This is a genomic window from Telluria sp. ZB4P36, from assembly GCF_059685865.1.
In genome coordinates, this window is the sequence record NZ_JCASIE010000011.1 from 43,932 (window position 1) to 70,274 (window position 26,343).

26 protein-coding genes are annotated in these 26,343 nt (G+C 65.4%); 17 read left to right on the forward strand and 9 right to left on the reverse strand.

Annotated elements, in window-relative coordinates:
- The first annotated feature begins 248 nt into the window (after window positions 1-248).
- Window positions 249-968 carry a PEP-CTERM sorting domain-containing protein gene (locus AC56LK_RS15085; RefSeq protein ID WP_497185310.1) on the forward strand — a complete coding sequence of 240 codons (720 nt, stop codon included), beginning with the start codon at window positions 249-251 and terminating at the stop codon, window positions 966-968.
- Window positions 969-1,013: 45 nt separating this feature from the next.
- On the opposite strand, the gene mnmA is transcribed toward AC56LK_RS15085, so the two are convergent.
- Both mnmA and AC56LK_RS15095 read right to left on the reverse strand, forming a co-directional pair.
- Window positions 1,014-2,129, reverse strand: coding sequence for a tRNA 2-thiouridine(34) synthase MnmA (gene mnmA / locus AC56LK_RS15090; protein WP_497185311.1), 1,116 nt, complete (start codon window positions 2,127-2,129; stop codon window positions 1,014-1,016).
- A 15-nt stretch (window positions 2,130-2,144) separates the two neighbouring features.
- Window positions 2,145-2,627: an NUDIX hydrolase gene (locus tag AC56LK_RS15095; RefSeq protein ID WP_436103979.1), complete on the reverse strand. Its 483-nt coding sequence runs from the start codon at window positions 2,625-2,627 to the stop codon at window positions 2,145-2,147.
- A 247-nt stretch (window positions 2,628-2,874) separates the two neighbouring features.
- Here AC56LK_RS15095 and AC56LK_RS15100 point away from each other — a divergent pair, with 247 nt between their 5' ends.
- The 3 genes from AC56LK_RS15100 to AC56LK_RS15110 are packed head-to-tail and all read left to right on the forward strand — an operon-like array spanning window position 2,875 to window position 5,787.
- Window positions 2,875-3,987, forward strand: a complete 1,113-nt coding sequence (locus AC56LK_RS15100; protein WP_497185312.1) for a Re/Si-specific NAD(P)(+) transhydrogenase subunit alpha — start codon at window positions 2,875-2,877, stop codon at window positions 3,985-3,987.
- 22 nt (window positions 3,988-4,009) lie between these two features.
- Complete coding sequence (locus AC56LK_RS15105) at window positions 4,010-4,333, forward strand: NAD(P) transhydrogenase subunit alpha part 2 (protein WP_497185313.1); 324 nt, start codon at window positions 4,010-4,012, stop codon at window positions 4,331-4,333.
- Entirely contained in the window at window positions 4,330-5,787 is a 1,458-nt protein-coding gene (locus AC56LK_RS15110) for an NAD(P)(+) transhydrogenase (Re/Si-specific) subunit beta (RefSeq protein ID WP_497185314.1), read from the forward strand. The genes AC56LK_RS15105 and AC56LK_RS15110 overlap by 4 nt, the downstream gene beginning before the upstream one ends.
- A gap of 280 nt (window positions 5,788-6,067) precedes the next feature.
- Here the strand turns inward: AC56LK_RS15110 and AC56LK_RS15115 are convergent, their stop codons facing one another.
- The 4 genes from AC56LK_RS15115 to AC56LK_RS15130 are packed head-to-tail and all read right to left on the reverse strand — an operon-like array spanning window position 6,068 to window position 10,347.
- Window positions 6,068-7,216: a UbiH/UbiF/VisC/COQ6 family ubiquinone biosynthesis hydroxylase gene (locus AC56LK_RS15115; protein WP_497185315.1), complete on the reverse strand. Its 1,149-nt coding sequence runs from the start codon at window positions 7,214-7,216 to the stop codon at window positions 6,068-6,070.
- Entirely contained in the window at window positions 7,216-8,559 is a 1,344-nt protein-coding gene (locus AC56LK_RS15120; protein WP_497185316.1) for an aminopeptidase P N-terminal domain-containing protein, read from the reverse strand. The genes AC56LK_RS15115 and AC56LK_RS15120 overlap by 1 nt, the downstream gene beginning before the upstream one ends.
- A complete protein-coding gene (gene murU, locus AC56LK_RS15125; protein ID WP_497185317.1) occupies window positions 8,556-9,278 on the reverse strand; it encodes an N-acetylmuramate alpha-1-phosphate uridylyltransferase MurU in 723 nt (240 codons plus the stop codon). The genes AC56LK_RS15120 and murU overlap by 4 nt, the downstream gene beginning before the upstream one ends.
- 10 nt (window positions 9,279-9,288) lie before the next feature.
- Complete coding sequence (locus AC56LK_RS15130) at window positions 9,289-10,347, reverse strand: aminoglycoside phosphotransferase family protein (protein WP_497185318.1); 1,059 nt, start codon at window positions 10,345-10,347, stop codon at window positions 9,289-9,291.
- Window positions 10,348-10,443: 96 nt separating this feature from the next.
- On the opposite strand from AC56LK_RS15130, the gene AC56LK_RS15135 reads away from it, so the two are divergent.
- From AC56LK_RS15135 to AC56LK_RS15155, 5 genes are all read left to right on the forward strand, one after another.
- Window positions 10,444-12,711 (forward strand): LPS-assembly protein LptD, encoded by a 2,268-nt coding sequence (locus AC56LK_RS15135; RefSeq protein ID WP_497185319.1) that lies wholly within the window; start codon window positions 10,444-10,446, stop codon window positions 12,709-12,711.
- An 84-nt stretch (window positions 12,712-12,795) separates the two neighbouring features.
- A complete protein-coding gene (locus AC56LK_RS15140; protein ID WP_497185320.1) occupies window positions 12,796-14,178 on the forward strand; it encodes a peptidylprolyl isomerase in 1,383 nt (460 codons plus the stop codon).
- Between the two features lie 9 nt (window positions 14,179-14,187).
- Window positions 14,188-15,246 (forward strand): 4-hydroxythreonine-4-phosphate dehydrogenase PdxA, encoded by a 1,059-nt coding sequence (gene pdxA / locus AC56LK_RS15145; RefSeq protein WP_497185445.1) that lies wholly within the window; start codon window positions 14,188-14,190, stop codon window positions 15,244-15,246.
- Entirely contained in the window at window positions 15,243-16,010 is a 768-nt protein-coding gene (gene rsmA / locus AC56LK_RS15150) for a 16S rRNA (adenine(1518)-N(6)/adenine(1519)-N(6))-dimethyltransferase RsmA (protein WP_497185321.1), read from the forward strand. Before pdxA ends, rsmA begins: the two co-directional genes overlap by 4 nt.
- Window positions 16,011-16,196: 186 nt before the next feature.
- The gene (locus tag AC56LK_RS15155) at window positions 16,197-16,370 is read left to right on the forward strand and encodes a hypothetical protein (protein ID WP_436103992.1); all 174 of its coding nucleotides are present in this window, start codon (window positions 16,197-16,199) and stop codon (window positions 16,368-16,370) included.
- 157 nt (window positions 16,371-16,527) lie between these two features.
- Here AC56LK_RS15155 and AC56LK_RS15160 read toward each other — a convergent pair whose 3' ends face one another.
- Both AC56LK_RS15160 and AC56LK_RS15165 read right to left on the reverse strand, forming a co-directional pair.
- A complete protein-coding gene (locus AC56LK_RS15160; protein ID WP_497185322.1) occupies window positions 16,528-17,172 on the reverse strand; it encodes a hypothetical protein in 645 nt (214 codons plus the stop codon).
- Window positions 17,173-17,188: 16 nt separating this feature from the next.
- Window positions 17,189-17,779: a hypothetical protein gene (locus tag AC56LK_RS15165; protein WP_497185323.1), complete on the reverse strand. Its 591-nt coding sequence runs from the start codon at window positions 17,777-17,779 to the stop codon at window positions 17,189-17,191.
- 249 nt (window positions 17,780-18,028) lie between these two features.
- Between AC56LK_RS15165 and AC56LK_RS15170 the strand changes: the two genes are divergently transcribed.
- Both AC56LK_RS15170 and hrcA read left to right on the forward strand, forming a co-directional pair.
- Window positions 18,029-18,739, forward strand: coding sequence for an HAD family hydrolase (locus tag AC56LK_RS15170; RefSeq protein ID WP_497185324.1), 711 nt, complete (start codon window positions 18,029-18,031; stop codon window positions 18,737-18,739).
- A 38-nt stretch (window positions 18,740-18,777) separates the two neighbouring features.
- Window positions 18,778-19,794 carry a heat-inducible transcriptional repressor HrcA gene (hrcA, locus tag AC56LK_RS15175; RefSeq protein ID WP_497185325.1) on the forward strand — a complete coding sequence of 339 codons (1,017 nt, stop codon included), beginning with the start codon at window positions 18,778-18,780 and terminating at the stop codon, window positions 19,792-19,794.
- Between the two features lies 1 nt (window position 19,795).
- Here the strand turns inward: hrcA and fur are convergent, their stop codons facing one another.
- Window positions 19,796-20,224 (reverse strand): ferric iron uptake transcriptional regulator, encoded by a 429-nt coding sequence (fur, locus tag AC56LK_RS15180; protein ID WP_497185326.1) that lies wholly within the window; start codon window positions 20,222-20,224, stop codon window positions 19,796-19,798.
- A 78-nt stretch (window positions 20,225-20,302) separates the two neighbouring features.
- Here fur and AC56LK_RS15185 point away from each other — a divergent pair, with 78 nt between their 5' ends.
- The 6 genes from AC56LK_RS15185 (at window position 20,303) to holA (ending at window position 26,340) form a co-directional block, all read left to right on the forward strand.
- Entirely contained in the window at window positions 20,303-20,914 is a 612-nt protein-coding gene (locus AC56LK_RS15185; RefSeq protein ID WP_497185327.1) for an outer membrane protein assembly factor BamE, read from the forward strand.
- Window positions 20,911-21,720 carry a 4-hydroxy-tetrahydrodipicolinate reductase gene (gene dapB / locus AC56LK_RS15190; RefSeq protein WP_497185328.1) on the forward strand — a complete coding sequence of 270 codons (810 nt, stop codon included), beginning with the start codon at window positions 20,911-20,913 and terminating at the stop codon, window positions 21,718-21,720. Before AC56LK_RS15185 ends, dapB begins: the two co-directional genes overlap by 4 nt.
- A 2-nt stretch (window positions 21,721-21,722) precedes the next feature.
- Complete coding sequence (locus AC56LK_RS15195; RefSeq protein WP_497185329.1) at window positions 21,723-22,049, forward strand: barstar family protein; 327 nt, start codon at window positions 21,723-21,725, stop codon at window positions 22,047-22,049.
- 115 nt (window positions 22,050-22,164) lie between these two features.
- Complete coding sequence (gene leuS / locus AC56LK_RS15200; RefSeq protein ID WP_497185330.1) at window positions 22,165-24,807, forward strand: leucine--tRNA ligase; 2,643 nt, start codon at window positions 22,165-22,167, stop codon at window positions 24,805-24,807.
- A 3-nt stretch (window positions 24,808-24,810) separates the two neighbouring features.
- The gene (locus AC56LK_RS15205; RefSeq protein ID WP_497185331.1) at window positions 24,811-25,317 is read left to right on the forward strand and encodes an LPS-assembly lipoprotein LptE; all 507 of its coding nucleotides are present in this window, start codon (window positions 24,811-24,813) and stop codon (window positions 25,315-25,317) included.
- Between the two features lie 9 nt (window positions 25,318-25,326).
- Entirely contained in the window at window positions 25,327-26,340 is a 1,014-nt protein-coding gene (holA, locus tag AC56LK_RS15210) for a DNA polymerase III subunit delta (RefSeq protein WP_497185332.1), read from the forward strand.
- Window positions 26,341-26,343: the final 3 nt, after the last annotated feature.

The window sequence follows — 26,343 nt, forward strand, 5'->3', positions numbered from 1 at the left end:
AAGACTGTACGAAAAATTGACTATGAGCATCACTTAGAGCGGAGCTGTCCCTATTATCGTCACTTCCGATAAATGCCGGCCGACGATGGCATCGGCGTGGCCAAACGGCCGTGCATCCTGTCGATTTTCTTTACATCCGGTACCCAGGTTTTTTCGATCGATACTTAAGTAATTGATGAAAAAAGGAAATTATTTCCTGGCACAAAAGTTGCTTGCTAGTTTGGCAAACTTCTTTTCTAGGGATAAAAATGAAAAACTTCTTCAGCAAGTTCGCCTTGCCAATCGCGCTGCTCGCCGGCGCCGCATCGGCACATGCCACCCAGGTTGCCGTTTTCGGCTCGCCTTCCAACGGCCTGAACAACTTCAACAGCACCGTGGATGCTGCCGGCGGCACGGCCAAGCATGATCTGTGGAGCACCCTGGCGACCAATCAAACGAGTATCGACCGCGGCGATTACAGCGTTTCGCGTACCAGCGGCGCTGTGATGAACGTCAGCAACTATGGGACGATCCCGGGCAAGGTGATCAGTATGAACGCGGTCAATAACAACGATGGCGGCAAGGGCAGCGGCGTGACGCTGACCTTCGACGCGGCCGTGAATGCGGTCGGCTTCGAGGTGGGTGACTGGGGCACCTGCTGCCATCCGTCGGCCCTCTACATCTCCTTCGACGGCGGCGCGGCCATCAAGGTGGGTCAATCGACCCAGGCCGGCGACGTCATGTTCAACGGCCGCAACCAGGTGTTCGTCGGCGCCTTCGACGATGCCGGCGGGTTCACCAAGGTGCAGTTCTGGGGTAGCGGTTTCGGCGATGCGCTCTACATGGGCGGCACGGTCCACTACGCGCTAATTCCGGAAGATACGCTGCCGCCGTCGAACGTGCCTGAACCAGCGTCGCTGGCGCTGATCGGCCTGGGCCTGCTGGGTGCCGGCGCCGCGAGCCGCCGCAAGGCCCGCGTTCAGGCCTGAAGAAAGTGCGGGCATGCGCCCGCATGCCCCTTGCGATCGGCGGCCTCAGGCCGCCGATTTGCCATCGATGATGCCACCACCCAGGCACACGTCGCCGTCGTACAGCACGGCCGACTGCCCCGGCGTCACCGCCCACTGCGGCTCCCCGAAATCGAGCGCGAAACGCGCCATCCCGTCGGCACGCACGGTGCAGGCCACGTCGGCCTGGCGGTAGCGGGTCTTGGCCGACAGCAGGCGGCCTTCGCCCTCGGCTGCCGGCGGCTCGCCCGCCACCCAGTTGGCCTGGCCGGCTTCCAGGTTCGGCGACAGCAGCCACGGATGCTCGTGGCCCTGCACGATGTAGAGCGTGTTGGTGGCGACGTCCTTGCGCGCCACGAACCACGGCTCGCTGGTGCCGTCCACGTTCTTGCGCGACTTCAGGCCGCCGATCCCGATGCCCTTGCGCTGGCCCAGCGTGTAGAAGGACAGGCCGATGTGCTCGCCCACGGTCTCGCCGGTGTCGAGCTTCATCGGGCCCGGTTTGTGCGACAGGTAGCGGTTCAGGAATTCGCGGAAGGGGCGCTCGCCGATGAAGCAGATGCCGGTCGAGTCCTTCTTTTGCGCGTTGGGCAGGCCCAGGCGCTCGGCGATCTTGCGCACCTCGGTCTTCGGGATCTCGCCCAGCGGGAACAGCGACTTCGAGAGCTGGGCCTGGTTAAGGCGGTGCAGGAAGTAACTCTGGTCCTTGGTGTGATCGAAGGCTTTCAGCAGTTCGAAGCGGCCCGCGTTCTCGCGCACGCGCGCATAGTGGCCGGTCGCGATCAGGTCGGCGCCCAGCTTCATTGCATGGTCGAGGAAAGCCTTGAACTTGATCTCGGCATTGCACAGCACGTCCGGGTTCGGCGTGCGGCCGGCCTGGTACTCGCGCAGGAATTCCGCGAACACGCGGTCCTTGTATTCGGCGGCGAAGTTGACCGCCTCGATGTCGACGCCGACCACGTCGGCCACGCTGGCCGCATCGATCCAGTCCTGGCGCGTCGAGCAGTATTCCGAGTCGTCGTCGTCTTCCCAGTTCTTCATGAACAGGCCGATCACCTCGTAGCCCTGTTCCTTCAACATCCACGCCGCGACGGAGGAGTCGACACCGCCCGACATCCCGATCACGACTTTTTTCTTGCTCATTTCAATTCCGTTCTTTTAGATCCCGCCCTCGAAGACCGAAGGATGGGTATACAGCAGGTGCAGCGGCGTACGATGGCCGGCCAGGTAGTCGTCCACGCACTGCAGCACGATCGGGCTGCGGTGGCGTTCGGCCGTGGCGGCGATCTCGTCGCGCGTCATCCACAAGGTGCGCAGGATGCCCTCGTCGAGCGGCTGGTCCAGCTCGCGGCCGGCATGGCCGCAGAAGGTGAAGCGCAGGTAGGTGACGTCGGTCCCGCGCGATTTCGAATGGTAGCGCGACATGTACATCCCGACCAGGGCGGTCGGGATGAATTCGTGCGCGGTCTCCTCCAGCGCTTCGCGCACCACCGCCTGCTCCAGCGACTCGTGGGGGTCGAGGTGCCCGGCCGGCTGGTTCAGCTTCACGCCTTCGCTCGTCTCTTCCTCGATCAGCAGGAAACGGCCATCACGCTCGATGATCGCGGCGACGGTCACGGATGGTTTGAAGATATCGGTCATGCGCGTCCTTGAAAATGAGCCGACATTCTACCTTGACAGCGGGCATCTTCGCTCATCCATGCCGCTTGCTGTGCGCTTGCCTGTCGTTAAATGGCCTTGATCTGTTGCAAACAACTGGGCAGTGCGGCTGGCATTCATAAGACTTCGTGGACACAATCAAATATTGGTTTTTTAGTATTTGTTATGAAGCAATTGCCGTGTTTACATGTTAGATTGTGGGCGGATGTGTCCACTGAACGGAGGATTCATGAGAATTGGCATACCGGCCGAGACCAGGCCGGGCGAGACCCGCGTTGCTGCAACTCCCGAAACCGTCAAGAAGCTGGCCGCGCGTCATCAGGTCCAGGTCGAAGCCGGCGCCGGGGTCAAGGCATCGATTCCCGACGCCGCCTATGAAGCGGCCGGCGCCACCATCGTCGACGCCGCCACCGCCTTCGGCGCCGACATGGTGCTCAAGGTGCGCAGTCCCGACGCCGGCGAGCGCGCCCGGATGCGGGCCGGCAGCGTCCTGGTCGGCATGCTCAATCCCTTCGATACCGGGAACCTGGCCGCGCTGGCCGGCGCCGGCCTGACCGCCTTCGCGCTCGAGGCCGCGCCGCGCATCACGCGCGCCCAGTCGATGGACGTGCTGTCGAGCCAAGCCAACATCGCCGGCTACAAGGCCGTGATGCTGGCCGCGAACACCTATGGCCGCTTCATGCCGATGCTGATGACGGCGGCCGGCACGGTCAAGGCGGCGCGGGTCCTGATCATGGGCGTCGGCGTGGCCGGCCTGCAGGCCATCGCCACCGCCAAGCGCCTGGGCGCCGTGATCGAAGCCTCCGACGTGCGCCCGCCGGTGAAGGAGCAGGTCGAGTCGCTCGGCGCCAAGTTCATCGACGTGCCGTACGAGACCGACGAGGAACGCGAGATCGCCAAGGGCGCGGGCGGCTACGCGCGGCCGATGCCGGCCGGCTGGATGCAGCGCCAGGCGGCGCTGGTGCACGAGCGCGCCAAGCTGGCCGACATCATCATCACCACCGCCCTGATCCCGGGCCGCAAGGCGCCGACCCTGATTTCGGCAGAGACGGTGCAGGCCATGAAACCGGGCTCGGTGATCGTCGACATGGCGATCGAGCAGGGCGGCAACTGCCCGCTGACGGAGCTGGGCCGCACGGTGATCAAGCACGGGGTGCACATCATCGGCGAACCGAACCTGGCTTCCATGGTGGCGGCCGATGCTTCCGCCCTGTATGCCCGGAATGTGCTGGACTTCCTCAAGCTGCTCATCGACAAGGAGGACAAGTTCGCGATCGACCGCGAGGACGAGATCGTGCGCGCCACCCTGGTGTGCGCCGACGGGGCAGTGCTGCGGACATAAGAACGAGGAAGAGGAGCGAAGCATGGAAATCAGCCATACCATCATCAACCTGATCATCTTCGTGCTGGCCATCTACGTCGGCTACCACGTGGTCTGGAACGTCACCCCCGCGCTGCACACGCCGCTGATGGCGGTGACCAACGCGATCTCGGCCATCATCATCGTCGGCGCCATGCTGGCCGCCGGCCTCACCGAAGGGCTGGCCGGGCAGGTATCCGGCACCCTCGCGGTGGCGCTGGCCGCGGTGAACGTGTTCGGCGGCTTCATGGTCACGCGCCGCATGCTCGAGATGTTCAAGAAGAAGGAGCCCAAGGCTTCCAAAGCTGCGGCGGAGGAACGGGCATGAACTTCATCAGCATGAATGCCGTGACCCTGCTCTACCTGATGGCCTCGATCTGCTTCATCCAGGCGCTCAAGGGCCTGTCCTCGCCGTCGACGGCGCGCCTCGGGAATACCTTCGGCATGGCCGGGATGGCGATCGCCGTGCTGACCACGGTGGCCCTGATCTTCAAGCTGCAGGCCGAACTGGCGACCGGCCGCGGCATGGGCTTCCCGCTGGTGATCCTGGGCGTGGTGGTCGGTGGCGCCATCGGCGCGGTGGCGGCGAAGAAGGTCGAGATGACCAAGATGCCGGAGCTGGTCGCGGCGATGCACTCGCTGATCGGCCTGGCCGCGGTCTGCATCGCGATCGCCGCGGTGTCCGAGCCCTGGGCCTTCAACATCGCCACCCGCGACACCCCGCTCCCCTTCGGCAACCGCCTGGAACTGTTCATCGGCACCTTCGTGGGCGCGGTGACCTTCTCGGGTTCGGTGATCGCCTTCGGCAAGCTGTCGGGCAAGTACAAGTTCCGCCTGTTCCAGGGCGCGCCGGTGCGCTTCGCCGGGCAGCACATCCTGAACCTGGTGCTGGCGATCGCGATCATCGCGCTGGGCCTGATGTTCTGCTTCGACGCCAACGTGGCGCCGGCCTGGACCCCCTTCATCATCATGGCCGCGCTGTCCTTCGTGCTGGGCGTGCTGATCATCATCCCGATCGGCGGCGCCGACATGCCGGTGGTGGTGTCGATGCTGAATTCCTATTCCGGCTGGGCGGCGGCGGGCATCGGCTTCTCGCTGAACAACTCGATGCTGATCATCGCCGGCTCGCTGGTGGGCTCGAGCGGCGCGATCCTCTCGTACATCATGTGCAAGGCGATGAACCGCTCCTTCTTCAACGTGCTGCTGGGCGGCTTCGGCGGCGAGGCCGTGGTGGACGACGGCGGCGCCAAGGAACAGCGCCCGGTGAAATCCGGCTCGGCGGACGACGCCGCCTTCATCCTGCAGAATGCGGAATCGGTGATCATCGTCCCCGGCTACGGCCTGGCGGTGGCGCGCGCCCAGCACTCGGTGAAGGAACTGGTCGACAAGCTGACCGAGCACGGCGTCCAGGTGCGCTACGCGATCCACCCGGTGGCCGGCCGCATGCCGGGCCACATGAACGTGCTGCTGGCCGAGGCCGAAGTGCCCTACGACCAGGTGGTCGAGATGGAAGACATCAACGGCGAGTTCGGCCAGACCGACGTGGTGCTGGTGCTGGGCGCGAACGACGTGGTGAACCCGGCGGCCAAGGACCCGAAATCGCCGATCGCCGGCATGCCGATTCTCGAGGCCTATAAAGCCAAGAGCATCATCGTCAACAAGCGCTCGATGGCTTCCGGCTACGCAGGCCTGGACAACGACCTGTTCTACCAGCCGAACACGATGATGGTCTTCGGCGACGCCAAGAAGGTGATCGAATCGATGGTCAAGGCTGTCGAATAATCAACAGTAGGGTCAGAGTAGAATTATTTGCCAATTGATCCAGCGATCAGTCGCCCATCTATGAAACATGGGGCGAAGCCACTTGCTTTGAAGCTTTTGGCAAATAATTCGACTCTGACCCCAATTGTTGGTGGCGTCGCTGTTGGCTGAACAATAAGGGTCAGAGTCGAATTACTGAGTACGATCTTCGGATCAATTGGTTCCTGTTACGATCAATGGTGCTAGGCCAGTTGATGCGGAGATCTTGGCGAATAATTCTACTCTGACCCCACTTGTTGGGTCAGCGGCGGCCGAACATCATCAGCTCGGCCAGCAGCAGGCGGGCCGGCTTGGCGAGGTCCAGCGCCGCGAGCGACAGGCCCAGCATGGGCTGCAGCGGGCCGCCGCCGGTGAAGGCGCGGGCCATGGTGTCGGTCAGGGAGATCGTCAGGCGCCGGTCCTGGGCGCGCGCGCTCATGAAGGCGCCGACCGCTTCCGGCGTGGCGCCGCGTGCCAGCTGGCGCGCCAGCACGGCGGCGTCGCGCAGGCCGAGGTTCAGGCCCTGGCCGGCGACCGGATGCAGGGTTTGCGCGGCGTTGCCGATCGCGACCGTGCGCGTGGTGGCGCGGGCTTCGGCGTTCAGGCCGAGCGGGAAGGCGACGCGTGGCGAGCTGGCCGTGAAGCTGCCCAGGCGGGTGCCGAAGGCCTCGCCCAGCTGCTTCAAGAACGCGGCATCGTCGAGCAACTGGACGTCCGTCGCGCGCTCCGGGCGCATGCACCACACCAGCGCGTACTGGTGGCCGTCGCCATCGTCCTGCGGCAGCAGCGCCAGCGGCCCTTCGTCGGTGAAGCGCTCGAAGGCGCGGTGCGCGACCGGCTCGCTCACGGTCACGCGCGCGATCAGGGCAGTCTGGCCGTAGTCGCGCTGCCGGGCCTTGCCGTCCTGCTGGCCGAACACGCCGCCCTCGGCCTGCACCGCCACCTGCGCGAACACGCTGCGGCCGTCGTCCAGGCGCAGCCGTACGCCGCTGTCTTCTTCATCGAAGGCCTCGACCCGGGCCGGGCGCAGCGTGGCCACGCCGGCCTTGTCGCAGGCGCGCGCCAGCGCGTCCACCACGGCGCCGTAGCGCGCGACGTAGCCCAGTGCCGGCAGCTTGTGCTCGGCCCGGTCCATCAGGCTGCGGCCAAGCTGGCCGCGGCGCGAGACGTGGATCTCGTGGATCGGCGTGGCCGGCAGCGGCCAGGCCCGCACTTCCTCCAGCAGCTGCACGCTGCCCCAGGACAGCGCGATCGAGCGCGGATCGCTGATCGCCTGGCCCAGCGACTTGCCGTCGATGAGGGCGATGCGCTTGCCATCCACCCCGCGCCGCGCCAGGAAGGCGGCCAGTGCCAGTCCTACCGGACCGGCGCCACAGATCGCCACATCGACATCGATCCGCTCGTCCGCCATCAACGCTCCTCCATCAGTGTTTCAATCTCCACGACGCTCTTCGGCGCGTCGCCGGAGAGGATGCGGCAGCCATCCGCGGTGACGATCACGTCGTCCTCGATCCGGATGCCGATGTTCCAGAACTGCTCGGGCACGCCTTCGCCCGGCCGCACGTAGATGCCCGGCTCCACCGTCAGCGCCATCCCCGCCAGCAGGGGCCGCGAAGGCCCCTCGGCGACGCTCAGGTCGCGATAGGGCCCGACATCGTGCACGTCCATGCCGAGCCAGTGGCCGGTGCCGTGCATGTAGAACTGCAGGTGGGCCTTGTCGGCAATCGCGTCCTCGGCCGAGGCATATTTCTGGCGATCGAGCAGGCCGAGGTCCAGCATGCCGCTTGCCAGCACCTGCAGCGCCGCTTCGTGCATGCCGCTGTAGGGCCGCCCCGGGACGATGGCGGCGAAGGCCGCCTGCTGGGCCTGCAGCACCAATTCGTACAGGAGTTTCTGCGGCGTGCTGAAACGTCCGCCCACCGGCCAGGTGCGCGTGATGTCCGAAGCATAGCCGTCCAACTCGCAGCCGGCGTCGACCAGCACCAGTTCGCCCTCGCGGCACCGGCGGTCGTTCTGGTTGTAGTGCAGCACGCAGGCGTTGCTGCCGGAGGCGACGATCGGGGTATAGGCCGGGAACTGGGCGCCGTTGCGGCGGAATTCGTGCAGCAGCTCGGCTTCGATCTCGTACTCGAACACGCCGGGCCGGGTGAAGCGCATGGCGCGCGCGTGGCCCGCCGCGGCGATCGCGGCGGCACGCCCCATGATCGCCTGTTCGCCCGCATCCTTCAGCAGGCGCATGTCGTCGAGGATGCCGGGCAGGTGGTGGGTGGTGCCGGGCGCCGCGATGCCGCTGCGGCCCTGCGCGCGCACGGCCTTGAGCCAGCCGCTGACCTGCGCATCCAGGGCGGCGCTGTGGCCGAGGGCGTAGTACAGGGCCGGCGCGTTGGCCAGCAGCTTGCCCATCTGCGCATCCAGTTCGCCGATAGGGAAGGCTTCGTCGAAGCCGAAAGCGATGCGCGCCGCCTCCGGTCCGTAGCGGTAACCGTCCCAGATCTCGCGCTCGGGATTCTTCTCGCGGCAGAACAGGAGGGAGCGCGAAGGCAGCTCGCCTGATGCGGCGACGAGCACCAGCACCGCTTCCGGTTCCGTAAAACCGCTCAGGTAATAAAAATAGCTGTCGTGCCGGTAGGGGTAGTCGCTGTCGCCGTTGCGCAGCACTTCGGGCGCGGTGGCCAGCACCGCGACCGATCCCGGCTGCATGCGCGCCGCCAGGCGCGCACGGCGTTCGATGTAAGGAGCCGCGGCCGCGGTCATGACCCCGTCTTGGCCGCTCCCAGCGGCGCGTTCAGTTCTTCCAGCTGGCGCGCGGTACCGACGTTGACCCACAGGCCATCGTACAGCTCGCCGCCGACGCGGCCCTGCTCGATGAACTTGCGCATCAGGGGACCGAACTTGACGAATTCGCCGGCGGCGATCCCGTCGAACATCTCGGGACGGTAGACGCCGATGCCCGCGAAGTTCCACTTCACCTCACCCTCGTTGCGCAGGGTGTACATGTCGAGGGCGAAGTCGCCTTCCGGGTTGTGCCAAGGGTTCGGCGTCAGCCACAGCCAGGCGATGTCGCGCTTGTCGGGCGGGTAGGGAATGCCCAGCATGTCCTTGTCCTTCAGGACGTCGACCACCTGCGAGAAATCGAAGTAGGGCGCATAGATGTCGCCCGACACCGCCAGGAAGGGTTCGTCGCCCAGCAGGTGCAGGGCATTGGCGATGCCGCCCGCGGTCTCGAGCGGGGTCGGTTCGTGCGAATACACGATGCGGGCGCCGTACTTGCTGCCGTCGCCCAGCTCGTCCTCGATCATGTGGCCGAGGTGCGAGTGGTTGATGACGATGTCGGTGATCCCGGCACGCACCAGGTTCAGCACGTGGTAGGTGATCATCGGCCGTCCGCGCACTTTCAGCAGCGGCTTGGGGCAGGCGTCCGTGAGCGGGCGCATGCGCTCGCCGCGGCCGGCGGCGAAAATCATGGCTTTCATGCTGGTTCCGTCAGAAGGTGTAGCCGACCGCCGGCGCCTTGTCCTCGAGCGCGTCGAGGAGGCGGAGCAGCGGTTTCAGTTCGGTGTAGCGGTTGGCGGTGCGGCGCACGTACTCCATCACCGTCGGCAGGTCGCCCATGTAATTCGGCTTGCTGTCGCGGTAGTTCAGGCGGCAGAAGATCCCGAGGATCTTCAGGTGGCGCTGCAGGGCCATGAACTCGAAGTCGCGGTAGAAGGCGTCGATGTCCGGATTCACCGGCAGGCCCACCTGCTTGGCGCTCTGCCAGTAGCGCACCACCCAGTCCAGCACGATCTCTTCGTCCCACTGGATGTAGGCGTCGCGCAGCAGCGAGCCGAGGTCGTAGGTGACCGGGCCGTAGACCGCATCCTGGAAATCGAGCACGCCCGGGTTGCCCTGTTCGAGCCACATCAGGTTACGCGAATGGAAGTCGCGGTGCATGTAGACCTGCTGCTGGGCCAGCACGTTGGCGGTGATCGCTTCGAACACCTTGTCCAGCGTCGCCTGCTGCTTGTCGTCGAGCGTCACACCCAGGTGGCGGTTGATGAACCACTCCGGGAACAGGTTCATCTCGCGCAGCACGAAGGCGCGGTCGAATTCCGGCAGCTTGCCGGGCTGGCTGGCGAGCTGGAACTTGAGTAGGGCGTCGACCGCATCCGAATACATGAAGGCGGCATTGTCCGAATCGAGGCGCTGCAGATAGGTGGTCACGCCGAGGTCGGACAGCAGCAGGAAGCCGCTCTCCACCTTGCGCTCGACGATCGCCGGCACCGTGACGCCGGCGTCCATCAGGAGGCCCTGCACGTGGATGAAGGCCGGCACGTTCTCGCGCTCGGGCGGCGCATCCATGGCGACCAGGGTGGCGCCCAGCTTCTCGCGCATCGCTGGCACAACGTCGTAACGGAAATAGCGTCGGAAACTGGCATCCGCGGATGCCGGGCGGCCGGTTTCCACTTCCACCAGGCCGGTCGATGCCAGCCATTCGGTCAGCTGCTGCAGGCGCGCGTCCTGGCTGCCGGAAGTGGAGGAATTTTGATACAAAGAAGACATGAAGCGGCCTGGTGAAACGGGTTGATCGAAATTATTCCCATATAATAAGGGATTCATCCCAAAAATACCGCCCTTTATGGCGCACGCAGATTCTCCATGAGCTGGTTTTCGGCCCACCCATTTCCCCCGCGCCAGGCGCTCGCATTGTATGTACTGGCTAGCGCAGCGGCCGGCATGTCCTTGCCCCTGCATGCACAGAACGTAGTACCGGCGCCACACCCGGATGAGCAGGACCTGCCGATCACGATCCACGCCGAGGACATCAGCGGCCGTCCCGACCGCCAGCTGAACCTCGAGCGCAATGTCGAACTGACACGTGGCCAGACCCGCCTGACCGCCGACAGCGCCTGCTACCTGCGCGTCGAAGACCAGGTTACCGCCGTCGGCAACGTCAACATGTGGCGCTTCGGCGACCGCTACAAGGGCGACGAGCTGCAGCTGAACCTGGAGACCGGCAAGGGCTACGTGCTGCGCCCCGAATACCGTTTGCAGCTGAATAACGCCCAGGGCAATGCCTCGCGCATCGACTTCCTCGGCGAAGACGTGGCGCTGGTGCGCGACGGCACCTACAGCACCTGCGAAGGCCCCGATCCGGACTGGTACCTGAAATCGAGCACGCTGCGCCTGGACAGCGGCCGCGACGTCGGCCTGGCCGGCAAGACCGTCATCTATTTCAAGGACGTGCCGATCATCGGCACCCCGGCCCTGTCGTTCTCGCTGTCGGGCGCGCGCCGCTCCGGCTGGCTGGCGCCCACCGTGGGCTTCGGCTCCAAGGGCAAGGCCGAGATCATGGTGCCGTATTACTTCAACATCGCGCCCAACCGCGACCTGACGCTGTACCCGCGCATGATGTTCGACCGCGGCCTGCAGCTCGGCGCCACCGGGCGCTACCTCGGCGTCACCGGGCTCGGCGCCTACAACGGCGAAACCCACGTCGAGGGCCTGCGCAAGGACCGCGAGACCGGCGAGGACCGCTGGCGCGTCGATTCGGTCCACACCCAGGCACTCGGCCCGGGCTGGTCCTATGGCTGGAACCTGCATGCGGCTTCCGACGACGAATACCCGAGCGACTTTTCGCGCACCGTGGCCGCCAGCGCCGAGCGCCAGCTGCTGCGCGAAGTGCGCACCGACTTCGTCGGCCAGTACTGGAACCTGAGCGCGCGCGCCCAGAACTACCAGGTGCTGCAGGACCCGGCCGCGGCCAACAACCCGAGCCTGACGGTGCCGCGCCCCTACGACCGCATGCCGCAGATTAACTTCCACGCCGGCCGCTACGACGTCAAGGGCTTCGACTGGGCGGTGGACGCCGAGGCGGTCAGCTTCTGGCACCCGGACCTCCTGCGCGGCAACCGCGCCGTGGCCGTGGCCCAGCTCAGCTACCCGATCGTGCGCCCGGGCTGGTTCATCACGCCGAAAGTCATCAGCCACCACAGCAAGTACGACCTGGACCGCGCCAACGGCTACACCGGCCCGAGCAAGCTGTCGCGCAGCCTGAACACCGTCTCGCTCGACAGCGGCCTAGTGTTCGAGCGCGACACCACGCTGTTCAAGAGCGCCATGACCCAGACCCTGGAACCGCGCCTGTTCTACGTCTACACGCCGTACAAGAACCAGGACCTGTTCCCGGTATTCGACACCGGCCGCGCCGGTTTCAACTACGCCCAGCTGTTCAGCGAGAACCGCTACGTCGGCCTGGACCGCGTGTCCGACGCCAACCAGCTGACCGCCGCCCTGGTGTCGCGCTTCATCCAGCCGGACGGCGCCGAGCGCCTGCGCCTGGCCTTCGGCCAGCGCATGTACTTCAGGGAGCCGCGCGTGCGCCTGCCGGGCGAAGCGCTGCACCAGAGCCGCTCGGACGTGCTGCTGGCGGCCTCGGGCCGCATTTCCGAGACCTGGAGCTTCGATAGCGGCGTACAATACGACGCCACCGGCAGCAACCTGTACAGCTCGAACCTGAGCACGCAGTGGCGGCCGGCCGCGATGAAGGTCCTGAACGCCGAATACCGTTACCAGCGCGGCAGCTTCCGCAACGTCGACCTGTCGGGCCAGTGGCCCCTGTCGTCGCGCTGGTACGGCGTCGGCCGCGTGAGCTATGCGCTGCGCTCCTACACCGTGGGAAATGCGACGCCGGGCAAGGGCAAGCTGCTCGAGAGCCTCGTGGGTCTCGAGTACAAGGCCGACTGCTGGGTGTTCCGCGCCGGCGTCCAGCGCTTCGTGACCGCCGCCCAGACCACCTCGACGCCGATCTTCTTCCAGCTCGAGCTCAATGGGCTGTCGCGCCTGGGGTCGGGCAACCCGCTCGAGACGTTCAACAAGAGCGTTCCGGGCTATACGCAGTTGAATTCCAATGTGGGGCGGCCCTGATTTTTAAGGACGCCTTAACCGCCGGCGTGTAGACTGCGCGGTTGGCAATTGAATGATTATTCACCCTGAATGAGTGCTTTCCAGATGACGCGTTCCACCCGTATGCACCAACTGAAGCTCGCCACGGCCCTGCTGTGTGCGCTGACCGCGGGCCAGGTCATGGCCCAAGCTGCCGCGCCGGCTACCAAGCCAGGCAGCGGCTTCCTGCCGCCGGCTTCCAGCAGCGCCAAGGTGATCGATTCGATCCACGTCGTGGTCAATGACGAAGTGATCACGAAAAACGAAGTGCGCAACCGCGTGGCCCAGACCGTGCAGAACCTGAAGGCGCGCAACGTGCAGCTGCCGGACCAGGCCACCCTGGAGCGCCAGGTGGTCGAGTCGATGATCGTCGAGCGTGCCCAGCTGCAGCTGGCCAAGGAAATGGGCGTGCGCGTCGACGACCGCCGGCTCGACGCCACCATCGGCCGCATCGCCGAGAACCAGAAGATGTCGGTGCAGGAGCTGCGCAACCAGATGGAAAAAGAGGGCTTGGCCTATGGCCAGTTCCGCGAAGACATCCGCAACGAAATCATGATGCAGCAGCTGCGCGAGCATGAGGTCGATTCCAAGATCCAGGTCTCGGAAGCCGAGATCGACACCTACCTCGCCGCTTCCAAGGCCGCAGCAAGCGAGCGCGTCGAGCTGAACCTGGCGCAGATCCTGGTGGCGGTGCCCGAGAACGCCTCGCCCGAGCAGATCGCCGCACGCCGCGCGCGCGCCGAAGAAGTGGCGCGCCAGCTGCGCACCGGCGCCGAATTCAGCAAGATGGCTGCGACCTATTCCGACGCACCCGACGCCCTGAAGGGCGGCGAGATCGGCTGGCGCGACCCGGACCGCCTGCCGCCGATCTTCGCGACCGAACTGCGCAAGCTGAAACCGGGCCAGGTCACCCCGATCATCAAGACCAACAACGGCTTCCACATCCTGCGCGTGGCCGACAAGCGCAGCCTGGCCGAAGCCGCCGCGAACGAGCCGAGCGTGGTCCAGCAGACCCGCGTCAGCCATATCCTCATGAAGCCGACGCCGACCATGACCGCGGCCGAGGTCAAGAAGAAGCTGCTCGAACTGAAGGAGAAGGTCGTCAACAAGACCGCCACCTTCGAAGACCTGGCACGCCAGAACAGCCAGGAACCGGGCAGCGCGGCCAAGGGCGGCGACCTGGGCTGGCTGGAACCGGGCGATGCCGGTCCGGAATTCGACCAGGCCCTGAGCACCCTGAAACCGGGCGAGATCTCGGACGTCATCGAGTCCTCGTTCGGCTTCCACATCCTGCGCGTCACCGAGCGCAAGTCCGAAGACCAGAGCGCGCAGAAGGAACGCAATGCGGCACGCCAGGTCCTGCGCGAGCGCAAGATGCAGGAAGGGCTGGAAGACTGGATGCGCCAGGTGCGCGACCGCGCCTACGTCGAGTTCCGCGAGGAGCAGTAATCCATGACCATGCAGGCAAGCCGTCGGCCAACCCTCGCGGTCACGGTCGGCGAGCCGGCCGGCATCGGTCCCGAAATATCGATCCGCGCGGCCTGGGCGCTGCGCGAATCCGCCAACTGCGTGTTGGTCGGCGACGCCGCCTTCCTGGCGCTCACCGCCAGCCTGATCGATCCCTCCATCCGTTTGTCGGCGCTGTCGATCCAGGCCCTCCGACACGGCGGCTTGCCGCAGTTCGGCAAGGACCGGCTGGCCGTGGTCGACGTGCCGCTCGCCGCGCACGTGGTGCCGGGCCTGCTGAACGCCGAGAACGGGCGCGCCGTGCTGGCCACCCTGGACCTGGCAATCGAGGGCGCCCAATGCGGCTGGTTCGACGGCATCGTCACCGCGCCGCTCCAGAAAAGCACGATCAACGACGCCGGCGTGGCCTTTTCGGGCCATACCGAATACCTGGCCGAGAAGACCAATACCCCGAAGGTGGTGATGATGCTGGCGGGCCGGCCATCCGGGGGGCAGCCGGGCGGCGATCAAGCCTATCTACGCGTCGCGCTGGCCACTACCCATCTGCCGCTCAGGGACGTCCCGGCCGCCTTGAGCCGCGAGAACCTGGCGCAGGTGATCGACATCATCGACGCCGACTTAAAAGCGAAATTCGGCATCGCCGCGCCGCGCATCCTGGTCGCCGGCCTGAACCCGCACGCGGGCGAGAACGGCTACCTGGGGCGCGAGGAGATCGAGGTCATCACGCCGGTGCTGGAGGAGGCCAGGGCGCGCGGCATCGACGCGCGCGGCCCCTATCCGGCCGACACCCTGTTCCAGCCGAAGTACCTGCAGGATGCCGACTGCGTGCTGGCGATGTACCACGACCAGGGCCTGCCGGTGCTGAAGCACGCCACCTTCGGGCGCGGCATCAACGTCACGCTCGGCCTGCCGATCGTGCGCACCTCGGTCGACCACGGCACCGCGCTCGACCTCGCGGCCCGGGGACTGGGCCTGGCCGATTGCGGCAGCATGGAAGAGGCGATCCGCGCCGCCATGCAGATGGCATCAACAACAAGAAAGTCAACATGAAACACGTCGCACGCAAGCGCTTCGGCCAGAACTTCCTGACCGACAAACTCGTCCTGGACAACATCATCGACGCCATCGGGCCGTCCCGCGGCGAGACGATGGTCGAGATCGGCCCCGGCCTGGCCGCCATGACGGCGCTGCTGCTCAAGTCGCTCGACCACATGCACGTGGTGGAACTCGACCGCGACCTGGTGGCGCGCCTGGAAAAGGCCTACCCGCGCGAGAAGCTCACCGTGCACTCGGGCGATGCGCTGAAATTCGATTTCGGAGCGATTCCGGTACCGGAAGGGCAGAAGCTGCGCGTGGTCGGCAACCTGCCGTACAACATCTCGAGCCCGCTGCTGTTCCACCTGGCCGAATTCGCGCCCCTGATCGAGGACCAGCACTTCATGCTGCAGAAGGAGGTGGTCGAGCGCATGGTGGCCGAGCCGGGCACCAAGGCCTACAGCCGCCTGTCGGTGATGCTGCAATGGCGCTACGACATGGACCTGCTGTTCATCGTCCCGCCGACCGCCTTCGACCCGCCGCCGCAGGTCGATTCGGCCATCGTGCGCATGATCCCCAAGCGCCAGAAGCTCGACGTCGATGGCGCCACGCTGGAAAAGGTGGTGGCCAAGGCCTTCTCGCAGCGCCGCAAGGTGATCCGCAACTGCGTGGCGGGGATGTTCACCGAGGCGCAGCTGGTCGAGGCGGGGATCGATCCGGGGGCGCGGCCGGAGGCGGTGGGGCTGGAGCAGTACGTCGCCCTGGCCAATCTGCTGTAAGCCACAACTGCTCTACATTGCGCCGCACAATCGCGGCGCATCCTCCATTTCGTCCCTTCATCCGCCCATTCCTGCAGTCCGTCGCAGCTCGCTGGAGCCTGCGGGGGCCATTGGCTAAAGTGCTTCCATCGACAGCCGCAAAGCGATTGCCAAGCGGCGAAACCAGCCAACCGAAGGAGCACGACAATGAACACCCTCAAGCACATGGAAGCCATCTTCATCGCCGCCCTGGTCCTCGCCGGCGCCAGCAGCTTCGCCCAGGCCGCCAACAGCCGCGCCGCCGAGGCCTACAACGCCCAGGTTTCGGTCGGCGACGCCCAGGTCGCCGTGGTGAAGGTGACGGCCAAGCGTCCGGCCTGATCCGGATACGCGGGCGAAAAAAAAGCCCGCTGTTGAGGCGGGCTGAAATCCAATTCTTTTCTGAGGAGAGTTGGAGGAGACAGGAGTTAGTATGCTGCGTTACAGCATATAAGTCCAATTTCCCTTTCGCATAATCGACATAATTTTTGCGAATATCTCAAGTCGGAACGCAATTGATGTTGATGTTGGTGACGTCGGCGTCGCCCATGGTGCCGGTCGGGTTCTGGACCGTGCAGACGCGGCCCTTCGGCTGGGTGACGATGGTGACGCCATAGGTCTGGTTGTACGGGACCGAGACCGCCATGAAGTAGTCGAAGGCGGCGCCCGTTGTGTTGGTGTCGGCTGGAATGATGATTGTCGAGCCGGTGGTGCTGCCGTTGGCCAGTACCAGGCCGGTATTGTCCTTGGTCAGCCCGGTGACCTTGCCGCCGATCCGGAATTCATTGATGAAGCACTCGAAGCGCGCATTGATCGAGGCCAGGCGGCCGGCCGTATCGGCATTGCTCAGCGGGAAGAACTGGTGGACGCGGCAGTTCTGGTGTTGCGGCGGCGAGCTCACCGTCACATTGTAGGTGTCGCCGTACTCGAGCTTGTTCGGGAAGCTGAAAGTGACCGGGTCGCCGGCCTTGGCGGGCGGGGCCACGTTGATGCTGCTGCCGTTATTGCTCAGCACCATGCCCGGGTAGACCACGCCGTCGACGCTGCCGCCCACGGTGTAGTCATCGTCGCCGCCGCCACCGCAGGATGCCAGGGCCACTGCCATTGCCAGCATGCTTGCCGGACGGATCAGGGAAAACGTCATGAAGGTTGCTCCAGGTTTAAGTGCGGGGACCGCAGGTGACCGCCACGTTGGTGATGTCGTTCGCGCCCACCGTGCCGGCGCCGTTGGCGACCGTGCAGGTCTGGTTGTCGGGCTGGGTCAGGATGGCGACGCCGTAGGGCGCATCTTCGTTGACCTTGGCCATGGTGAAGGAAGTGGCGCCCGCGGGAACCGGGACGCGGTCCGCGCCGTTGACCAGCACCAGGTTGTTGCCGACCAGGCCGGACACCGTGCCCTTGAGCTCGTGCTGGCGGATGGTGCACTGGATGCGGATGGTATTGATGCTGAATGCCACCTTGCCCTTGTTGGCCGTCGCTTCGCAAGTCGCCGCGTTGCTCGGGAAGCTCTTGATCGTGACGTTGTAGCTGGAATCGGTTTCCACCAGCTCCGGGAAATAGAACTCGCCGACGCCGTTGTTGGTCGGATTGATGGCCAGGTCGGCGCCGCCGTTGTTCTGCACGACCAGGCCGGTCTTGGTCACGCCGGTGAAGGTGCCGCCGACATACAGGTCGCCATCGCTGCCGCCGCACGCGGACAGCGCCAGCGCGCATGCCAGTGCAGCCCCGGCACGCAGGTACGAACTCTTCATAATTTCTCCAAAAAATCTGACTGGTGAACGTGCAAAGCGTGTGCAAGTGATCAGCGGACACGCAGTTGGACGCTCATCGCCCAACATTTATCGCCCAACATTTTAGTGCATTTGGCAAGCAGCTGGACGGTTTGCCTTTGTATCACGGTGTAACCGTCGGTATTTAGTATTCGGAACCGGGACCGATTGCTTTCTACGGGCGTGCTCGCTATGCTTGGACCAGCGACCCATCTCCCAAGCAAGCACCTCATGACGCAGCGCCGCCCCTGGCCCAAAGCAGTATTGTTCGACCTCGACGACACCCTGTGGCCGATCGCCCCGGTGATCCTGGAGGCCGAGCAGATCCTGTTCGCCTGGCTGCGCGCGCATGCGCCGCGGGTGGCGCAGCAGTACACGATCGAGACCCTGCGCCAGGCCCGGCTCGAACTGCTGGCGCGCCAGCCCGAATTCCAGCTCGACCTGGGCGCCCTGCGCCGGGCCGGCCTGATCGCCGCCTTCGAGCAGGCCGGCGAGGATGCCGGCAAGGTGGAGCAGGCCATGGCCGAATTCTTCGCGGCGCGCAATGCGGTGATCCCCTATGACGACGTGCTGCCCGGCCTGCTGCGCCTGAAGGGCAGGGTAAAGATCGGCTCCGTCACCAACGGCAATGCCGACTTGCAGACGATCGGCCTGGCACGCCATTTCGACGCCTCGGTGGCCGCGCCCAGCTTCGGCGTCGCCAAGCCGGACGTAAAGATCTTCCTGGAGGCCTGCCGGATGCTGGACGTGGCGCCCCAGGAGGCGGTCTACGTGGGCGACGACCTGCGGCTCGACGTCTATGGCGCCCAGCGCGCCGGGCTGCGCGCGGTGTGGATGAACCGGACCGGCCAGGTGAACTACCTGCCGGACGAGGTCAAGCCCGACGCCGAGGTCCACAGCCTGGACGGATTGCTGGACTGGCTCAAGCGCGAGCACGACTGAACTGGCGCCGCGTCCGCCATCGCGTGCATAATATGAGCATGCAACTCGAACCCCGCGCCCAGACCCTGCTCAAAGCCCTCGTCGAGCGCTACATCGCCGACGGCCAGCCCGTCGGATCGCGCGCGCTGTCGAAGATCTCCGGCCTCGACCTGTCGCCGGCCACGATCCGCAACATCATGGCCGATCTCGAGGAGATGGGCTACGTCTCCAGCCCGCACACATCGGCCGGCCGGATTCCCACCCCGCGCGGCTACCGCCTGTTCGTCGACACCCTGCTCACCGTGCAGCACATCGACGAGCACGCGGTGGGCGCCCAGAACATGCGCCTGCCGAGCCAGCATCCGCAGAAGATCATCGCCAACGCGGCCCAGATGCTGTCCTCGCTGTCGACCTTCGCCGGGGTGGTGCAAAGCCCGCGGCGCGAATCGGTGTTCCAGCAGATCGAATTCCTCCGTTTGTCCGAGAAGCGCATCCTGCTGGTGATCGTCGACCCGCGCGGCGACGTGCAGAACCGGCTGCTGCTGACCGACGTCGACTACACGCCGGGGCAGCTGATCCAGTCGGCCAATTACCTGAACCAGAACTACGCCGGCCTCACCTTCGACGAGGTGCGCAAGCGCCTGGGCGGCGAGCTGCGCCAGCTGCGCGACGACATGGGCCGCCTGATGCAGGTGGCGGTGGAGGCGGGCAGCGAGGCGATGGCCGAGGGCGACGACATGGTGATCGCGGGCGAACGCAACCTGCTGTCGGTGTCGGACTTGTCGTCCAACATGAGCTCGCTGCGCCAGATGTTCGAGATGTTCGAGCAGAAGACCGGCCTGATGCAGCTGCTCGACGTGTCGAGCAAGGCGGGTGGTGTGCAGATCTTCATCGGCGGCGAGTCGAAGCTGGTGCCGATGGACGAGATGAGCGTGGTGACCGCGCCCTACGAGGTGAATGGGCGCATCGTCGGCACCCTGGGGGTGATCGGGCCGACGCGCATGGCCTACGAGCGCGTGATCCCGATCGTGGACATTACGGCGAAGCTGCTGTCGAATGCCCTGAGCCAGTCCTGAGTCAGCCCTTGCGCGGGCAGCCCACCTTCACGCAATTCCCGTAAATCGCCAGCGAGTGCTCGGCAATCTTGAAGCCGCGCTCCACGGCGATCTTGTGCTGGCGCGATTCGATCTCTTCGTCGTAGAACTCTTCCACGTGGCCGCAGTCGAGGCAGACGAGGTGGTCGTGGTGCGAGCCGGCGTTCAGCTCGTAGATGGCCTTGCCGGTCTCGAAGTGGTTGCGGTTCAGCAGGCCGGCCTGCTCGAACTGGGTCAGCACGCGGTAGACGGTGGCCAGGCCGACGTCCATGTTGTCGGCCAGGAGGATTTTGTAGACATCTTCCGCCGTCAGGTGCCGAACGGAGCTGTTCTGGAAGATTTCCAGGATTTTCAGTCGTGGCAAAGTTGCCTTCAGGCCGCTGGCCTTCAGGTCGCTAGGGTTGTTACTCATGTTTGTTGCTCGTAGTTTGGCGGAGTGCTTTATGATATAGCGTTTTGGAGCTCCCGCTCAAACGTTTTGAGGTTACCTATGCGCGTCAAACAAGCCGTTCTCCACCGATTCTCAAGCCGGGCAGCCCTCGCGGCCGGCCTCGCATGCACGCTGATGCTGTCCGGCTGCGCCGCCTGGCGCAACCAGACGCGTCCCGCGCCGCCGGTGAGCACGGACCCGGCGGCAGTCTCCGCCGACGCACAGAAGTCGGCCGCCGCCGCCAATGCCGGCGCCCAGACCGTCCAGGCCACCAAGCTGCAGAAGTTCTTCTGGATCTTCTCGCCCTACCGCCCCGACATCCAGCAGGGTAACTTCGTCTCGCAGGAGATGCTGGCCCAGCTGAAGGTCGGCCAGTCGCGCGAGCAGGTACGCTTCATCCTCGGTTCCCCGCTGCTGAGCGACGTGTTCCACGAAGACCGTTGGGACTTCCCGTTCTACCTCGCGCGCGGCAACGGCGAGCTGACCACCAGCCGCGTCACCGTGTTCTTCAAGGACGACAAAGTCGAGCGCTTCGAAGGCGGCAACCTGCCGACCGAGCGCGAATACATCGACCGCATCGCCGGCCCGGCCAAGTTGAGCAACAAGGCCAAGCCGGAATCGCGCCCGGTCGAACCGGCCAAGGTCGGCGGCGCCCCGGTGATCCAACCATGAGCGCATTGAAAATCGCCGTCGCCGGCGCCGACGGCCGCATGGGCCGCATGCTGGTCGACGCCATTCAAGCCGCGCCGGACGCCGTGCTGGCCGGCGCACTGGGCCTGGCCGGCTCGCCGTCGATCGGCATGGATGCCGGCGCCTTCTCCGGCCAGCTGACCGGCGTGGTCATCCAGTCCGACCTGGCGGCCGGCCTGAAGGACGCCGACGTCCTGATCGACTTCACCCGTCCGGAAGGCACGCTGCAGCACCTGGAATACTGCGTGGCCAACAATGTGCAGCTGGTGATCGGCACCACCGGTTTCGACGAAGCCGGCAAGGCCGCGATCCGCGCCGCCGGCGAGAAGATCGGCATCGTGTTCGCCCCGAACATGAGCGTGGGCGTGAACGTCACCCTCAAGCTGCTCGAAATGGCGGCCAGGAGCTTCAGCGAAGGCTACGACATCGAGATCGTCGAAGCGCACCACCGCCACAAGGTGGACGCGCCGAGCGGCACCGCGCTGAAGATGGGCGAAGTGATCGCCGACGCGCTGGGCCGCGACCTGAAGGAATGCGCCGTCTACGGCCGCGAAGGCGTGACCGGCGAGCGCGACCCGTCCACCATCGGCTTCGCCACCGTGCGCGGCGGCGACGTCGTGGGCGACCACACCGTGATGTTCCTCGGTACCGGCGAACGCATCGAGATCAGCCACAAGTCGAGCAGCCGCGTCACCTACGCCCACGGCGCCCTGCGCGCTGCACGTTTCCTGGCGGGCAAGCCGAACGGCCTGTTCGACATGCACGACGTGCTGGGCCTGAAGGGCTGATCATGGCAGTCGCAGAACTGAACGGCGCCGCCATCGTCGACGAGGCCTCCTTCCACGTCGAAAGCCGGCGCGCGTTCGGCTTTCCCGCGTCGTATGCCGACAGCATCGACGCCTGGGTCGACTGCATGAGCTACCTGCGCGACGAAGAGAACATGACCAAGTTCCGCCTCAAGCCGAACGAGGTGCTGGAAATCGTCGTGGCGGATGCCGACAAGATGAAGGCGGCCGTGCCCGATCTGCTGGAAGAGATCGCGTTCTGCATCGGCGGCATCAACGAGCGTTACGAGGACTACGGCGAGAAGCCGGCGCTGGAATTGGTGCTCCGTTAAAGCCGGCCGGCGCCATCCCCGACCGCCATCCCTGCCACGGCAGGCATGGCGGTTTTTCATTTTTGCATTGCAGTATAATGTCCGGTTCCACCCCTCCATTACGTCTGCAGAAACCATGCAAGAAAAATATAGTCCAGCCGAAGTAGAACAGGCCGCCCAGGCCTACTGGAAGTCGATCGACGCCTATAAGGCCGTCGAACACGACCCGCGTTTCCCAAAAGGCAAGTATTACGCCTGCTCGATGCTGCCTTACCCGTCGGGCAAGCTGCACATGGGTCACGTGCGCAACTATACGATCAATGACGTGATGTACCGCTACCTGCGGATGAACGGCTACAACGTGCTGATGCCGATGGGCTGGGACGCCTTCGGCATGCCGGCCGAGAACGCGGCGATGGCGAACAACGTGCCGCCGGCCGAGTGGACTTATTCGAACATCGCCCACATGCGCGGGCAGATGGAGTCGATGGGCCTGGCCATCGACTGGTCGCGCGAGATGACCGCCTGCAAGCCGGAATACTACAAGTGGAACCAGTGGATGTTCCTCAAGATGCTCGAGAAGGGCATCATCTACCAGAAGACCGGCACCGTGAACTGGGACCCGGTGGACCAGACCGTGCTGGCGAACGAGCAGGTGGTGGACGGCCGCGGCTGGCGTTCGGGCGCGCTGATCGAGAAGCGCGAGATCCCGATGTACTACGTGCGCATCACCGAGTACGCGGACGAGCTGCTGGACTACGTGGACAACAAGCTGCCGGGCTGGCCGGAGCGGGTGCGCATCATGCAGGCCAATTGGATCGGCAAGTCGACCGGTGTGCGCTTCGCCTTCCCGCACGTGATCATGGACGAAGCCGGTGCACCGATCAACGACGGAAAATTATACGTCTTCACCACCCGCGCCGACACCATCATGGGCGTCACCTTCTGCGCCGTGGCGGCCGAGCACCCGCTGGCCCAGCACGCCGCAAAGAACAACCCGGAACTGCAGGCCTTTATCGCCGAGTGCAAGCTGGGCTCCGTGATCGAAGCCGACATGGCGACGATGGAAAAGAAGGGCATGCCGACCGGCCTGTCCGTGACCCACCCGGTCACCGCCGAACAAGTCCCGGTCTGGGTCGGCAACTACGTCCTGATGACCTACGGCGACGGCGCCGTGATGGGCGTGCCGGCCCACGACGAGCGCGACTTCGGCTTCGCCAAGAAGTACGATCTGCCGATCAAGCAGGTGGTGGCCGTCGAAGGCCAGGAATTCTCCCTTGGCGCCTGGCAGGAGTGGTATGGCGACAAGGAGCTGGGCAAGACCATCAATTCGGGCAAGTACGACGGCCTCGATTACATCGCCGCCGTCAATGCGGTGGCGGGCGACCTGGCCGCGCAAGGCCTGGGCGACAAGAAGGTCACCTTCCGCCTGCGCGACTGGGGCATCTCGCGCCAGCGCTACTGGGGCACCCCGATCCCGATGATCCACTGCGGCGACTGCGGCGCGGTGCCGGTGCCCGAGCAGGACCTGCCGGTCGTGCTGCCCGAGCACCTGGTCCCGGACGGCACCGGCAACCCGCTCAACAAGGATGAAGCCTTCCTGAAGTGCGACTGCCCGAAGTGCGGCAAGCCGGCGCGCCGCGAGACCGACACGATGGATACTTTCATCGACTCGTCCTGGTACTACATGCGCTATACCTCGCCGGGTTCGAACGACAAGATGGTCGACGAACGCAACGACTACTGGATGCCGATGGACCAGTACATCGGCGGCATCGAGCACGCCGTCATGCACCTGCTGTACGCGCGCTTCTGGACCAAGGTGATGCGCGACTTCGGCCTGCTGAAGTTCGACGAGCCCTTCGTCAACCTGCTGACCCAGGGCATGGTGCTGAACGAGACCTACTACCGCGAGGACGCGTCCGGCAAGAAGACCTGGTTCAACCCGGCCGACGTCGAGCTGACCTTCGACGACAAGGGCCGCCCGCAGAGCGCGGTGCTGAAATCGGACGGCCAGCCGGTCCAGATCGGCGGCACCGAGAAGATGTCGAAGTCGAAGAACAACGGCATCGACCCGCAGGCCCAGATCGAACAGTACGGCGCGGATACCGCGCGCCTGTTCACCATGTTCGCCTCGCCGCCGGAGCAGACCCTGGAGTGGTCGAATAGCGGCGTCGAAGGCGCGAGCCGCTTCCTGCGCCGCGTCTGGGCCTATGGCTATGCGCAGCGCGAGCGTATTGCCTCGGCACTCAAGGGCCAGCAGCAAGGCGCGCTGGACGACGCCCAGAAAACCCTGCGCCGCGAAGTGCACAAGGTGCTGCAGCAGGCCGACTACGACCTGAAGCGCATCCAGTACAACACGGTGGTCTCGGCCTGCATGAAGATGCTGAATACCCTCGAGTCGGCCAAGCTGGCCGAGGGCGTGGCGTCCGACGCCGTGATCGCCGAAGGCTTCTCGATCTTCCTGCGCCTGCTGAACCCGGTGGCGCCGCACATCACCCACGCGCTGTGGCAGGACCTGGGCTATGCCGCCGTCTACGGCGACATCCTCAACGTGCAGTGGCCGGAAGTCGACCCGGCCGCGCTGGAGCAGTCCGAGATCGAACTGATGATCCAGGTGAACGGCAAGCTGCGCGGTTCGGTGAAGGTGGCCAAGGACGCCGACAAGGCGAGCATCGAAGCCGCCGCGCTGGCCGAGGAATCGGTGCAGAAGTTCATCGAAGGCACGCCGAAGAAGGTCATCGTCGTCCCCGGTAAACTCGTCAACATCGTGGTGTAAGCGATGACGACCATCGTGGTGCGCATCTTCGCTGCGGTCCTGGTGGCCGCAACTCTCGCGGGTTGCGGCTTCAAGCTGCGCGGCTCGGGCGACCAGTTCAACATGCCCTTCCAGAGCATTTACCTGGCCTTCCCCGAGACTTCGCCGCTGGGCACCGAGCTCAAGCGCAACCTGCGCGCGGGCGACAACGTGCGCATCGAGGACGACGCGTCGAAGGCGCAGGCCCTGTTCGACGTGCTGTCCGAGTCGCGCGGCAAGGCCATCCTGTCGCTGAACAGCCTGGGCCGGGTGCGCGAGTACTCGCTGAGCTACACCCTGGTGTTCCGCGTGCGCGACGCCAACAACAAGGAACTGCTGGGGCCGACCGAGATCACCCTGCGCCGCAACATCGCCTTCGACGAATCGCAGGTGCTGGCCAAGGAATCGGAAGAGCAGCTCCTCTACCGCGACATGCAGGCCGACCTGGTGCAGCAGATCATGCGCCGCCTGGCCGCCATCAAACCGATTTGAACCCGAGCCATGCAACTGCGGCCTGAGGCCCTCGAGGGCCACCTGGCCAAGGGCCTCGCGCCCTTGTACGTGATTACCAGCGACGAGCACCTGCTCGCGCTGGAAGCGGCCGACCGACTCCGCGCGACCGCGCGCGCCCGGGGGTATACCGAGCGCGACGTGCTCACGGTCGAGCGCAACTTCAAGTGGGGCGAGCTGCTGGCGTCGAACCAGGCCATGTCCCTGTTCGGCGACAAGAAGCTGATCGAGCTGCGCATCCCGAGCGGCAAGCCGGGCAAGGACGGCAGCGCCGCCCTGCAGGCCTATGCCAAGGACCTCGGTCCCGACAACCTGACCCTGATCACCCTGCCCAAGCTGGACTGGCAGACCGCCAAGGCCTCGTGGGTGGCGGCGCTGCAGCAGGCGGCGGTCTACATCGAGATCCCGAACGTGGAGCGCCCCGCATTGCCGGGCTGGATCGGCATGCGTCTCTCCGCGCAGGGGCAGAGCGCCGAGCGCCAGAGCCTGGACTTCATCGCCGACCGCGTCGAGGGCAACCTGCTGGCGGCGCACCAGGAGATCCAGAAGCTCGGCCTGCTCTACGAACCGGGCAAGCTGACGTTCGAGCAGGTGCACGACGCCGTGCTCAACGTGGCGCGCTACGACGTGTTCAAGCTGTCCGAAGCCATGCTTGCCGGCGACCCGGCGCGCCTGGCGCGCATGCTCGACGGCCTGAAAGGCGAGGGCGAGGCCCTGCCGCTGGTTTTGTGGGCCGTCAGTGAAGAAATCCGCACGCTGCTAAAATTGAAATCCGGGATGGCGCAGGGCCGTCCGCTGGGCGCGCTGCTGAAGGAATACCGCATCTGGGGTCCGCGCGAACGCATGATGGAGCCGGCGCTGCGGCGCGTGTCGCTGGCGACGCTGGAAGCGGCCCTGCAGGAAGCGGCGCAGGTCGACCGCATGGTCAAGGGCCTGCGTGCGAAAGCCTTCGCGGGCGATGCCTGGGACGCCATGCTGCAGCTGGCGCTGCGGGTCGCACGATAAGCG

What these genes read in the sequence shown, in the direction of transcription:
- AC56LK_RS15085 (WP_497185310.1), top strand. Translation starts at nt 249, where the DNA reads ATGAAAAACTTCTTCAGCAAGTTCGCCTTGCCAATCGCGCTGCTCGCC.
- mnmA (WP_497185311.1), bottom strand. Translation starts at nt 2,129, where the DNA reads ATGAGCAAGAAAAAAGTCGTGATCGGGATGTCGGGCGGTGTCGACTCC.
- AC56LK_RS15095 (WP_436103979.1), bottom strand. Translation starts at nt 2,627, where the DNA reads ATGACCGATATCTTCAAACCATCCGTGACCGTCGCCGCGATCATCGAG.
- AC56LK_RS15100 (WP_497185312.1), top strand. Translation starts at nt 2,875, where the DNA reads ATGAGAATTGGCATACCGGCCGAGACCAGGCCGGGCGAGACCCGCGTT.
- AC56LK_RS15105 (WP_497185313.1), top strand. Translation starts at nt 4,010, where the DNA reads ATGGAAATCAGCCATACCATCATCAACCTGATCATCTTCGTGCTGGCC.
- AC56LK_RS15110 (WP_497185314.1), top strand. Translation starts at nt 4,330, where the DNA reads ATGAACTTCATCAGCATGAATGCCGTGACCCTGCTCTACCTGATGGCC.
- AC56LK_RS15115 (WP_497185315.1), bottom strand. Translation starts at nt 7,216, where the DNA reads ATGGCGGACGAGCGGATCGATGTCGATGTGGCGATCTGTGGCGCCGGT.
- AC56LK_RS15120 (WP_497185316.1), bottom strand. Translation starts at nt 8,559, where the DNA reads ATGACCGCGGCCGCGGCTCCTTACATCGAACGCCGTGCGCGCCTGGCG.
- murU (WP_497185317.1), bottom strand. Translation starts at nt 9,278, where the DNA reads ATGAAAGCCATGATTTTCGCCGCCGGCCGCGGCGAGCGCATGCGCCCG.
- AC56LK_RS15130 (WP_497185318.1), bottom strand. Translation starts at nt 10,347, where the DNA reads ATGTCTTCTTTGTATCAAAATTCCTCCACTTCCGGCAGCCAGGACGCG.
- AC56LK_RS15135 (WP_497185319.1), top strand. Translation starts at nt 10,444, where the DNA reads ATGAGCTGGTTTTCGGCCCACCCATTTCCCCCGCGCCAGGCGCTCGCA.
- AC56LK_RS15140 (WP_497185320.1), top strand. Translation starts at nt 12,796, where the DNA reads ATGACGCGTTCCACCCGTATGCACCAACTGAAGCTCGCCACGGCCCTG.
- pdxA (WP_497185445.1), top strand. Translation starts at nt 14,188, where the DNA reads ATGCAGGCAAGCCGTCGGCCAACCCTCGCGGTCACGGTCGGCGAGCCG.
- rsmA (WP_497185321.1), top strand. Translation starts at nt 15,243, where the DNA reads ATGAAACACGTCGCACGCAAGCGCTTCGGCCAGAACTTCCTGACCGAC.
- AC56LK_RS15155 (WP_436103992.1), top strand. Translation starts at nt 16,197, where the DNA reads ATGAACACCCTCAAGCACATGGAAGCCATCTTCATCGCCGCCCTGGTC.
- AC56LK_RS15160 (WP_497185322.1), bottom strand. Translation starts at nt 17,172, where the DNA reads ATGACGTTTTCCCTGATCCGTCCGGCAAGCATGCTGGCAATGGCAGTG.
- AC56LK_RS15165 (WP_497185323.1), bottom strand. Translation starts at nt 17,779, where the DNA reads ATGAAGAGTTCGTACCTGCGTGCCGGGGCTGCACTGGCATGCGCGCTG.
- AC56LK_RS15170 (WP_497185324.1), top strand. Translation starts at nt 18,029, where the DNA reads ATGACGCAGCGCCGCCCCTGGCCCAAAGCAGTATTGTTCGACCTCGAC.
- hrcA (WP_497185325.1), top strand. Translation starts at nt 18,778, where the DNA reads ATGCAACTCGAACCCCGCGCCCAGACCCTGCTCAAAGCCCTCGTCGAG.
- fur (WP_497185326.1), bottom strand. Translation starts at nt 20,224, where the DNA reads ATGAGTAACAACCCTAGCGACCTGAAGGCCAGCGGCCTGAAGGCAACT.
- AC56LK_RS15185 (WP_497185327.1), top strand. Translation starts at nt 20,303, where the DNA reads ATGCGCGTCAAACAAGCCGTTCTCCACCGATTCTCAAGCCGGGCAGCC.
- dapB (WP_497185328.1), top strand. Translation starts at nt 20,911, where the DNA reads ATGAGCGCATTGAAAATCGCCGTCGCCGGCGCCGACGGCCGCATGGGC.
- AC56LK_RS15195 (WP_497185329.1), top strand. Translation starts at nt 21,723, where the DNA reads ATGGCAGTCGCAGAACTGAACGGCGCCGCCATCGTCGACGAGGCCTCC.
- leuS (WP_497185330.1), top strand. Translation starts at nt 22,165, where the DNA reads ATGCAAGAAAAATATAGTCCAGCCGAAGTAGAACAGGCCGCCCAGGCC.
- AC56LK_RS15205 (WP_497185331.1), top strand. Translation starts at nt 24,811, where the DNA reads ATGACGACCATCGTGGTGCGCATCTTCGCTGCGGTCCTGGTGGCCGCA.
- holA (WP_497185332.1), top strand. Translation starts at nt 25,327, where the DNA reads ATGCAACTGCGGCCTGAGGCCCTCGAGGGCCACCTGGCCAAGGGCCTC.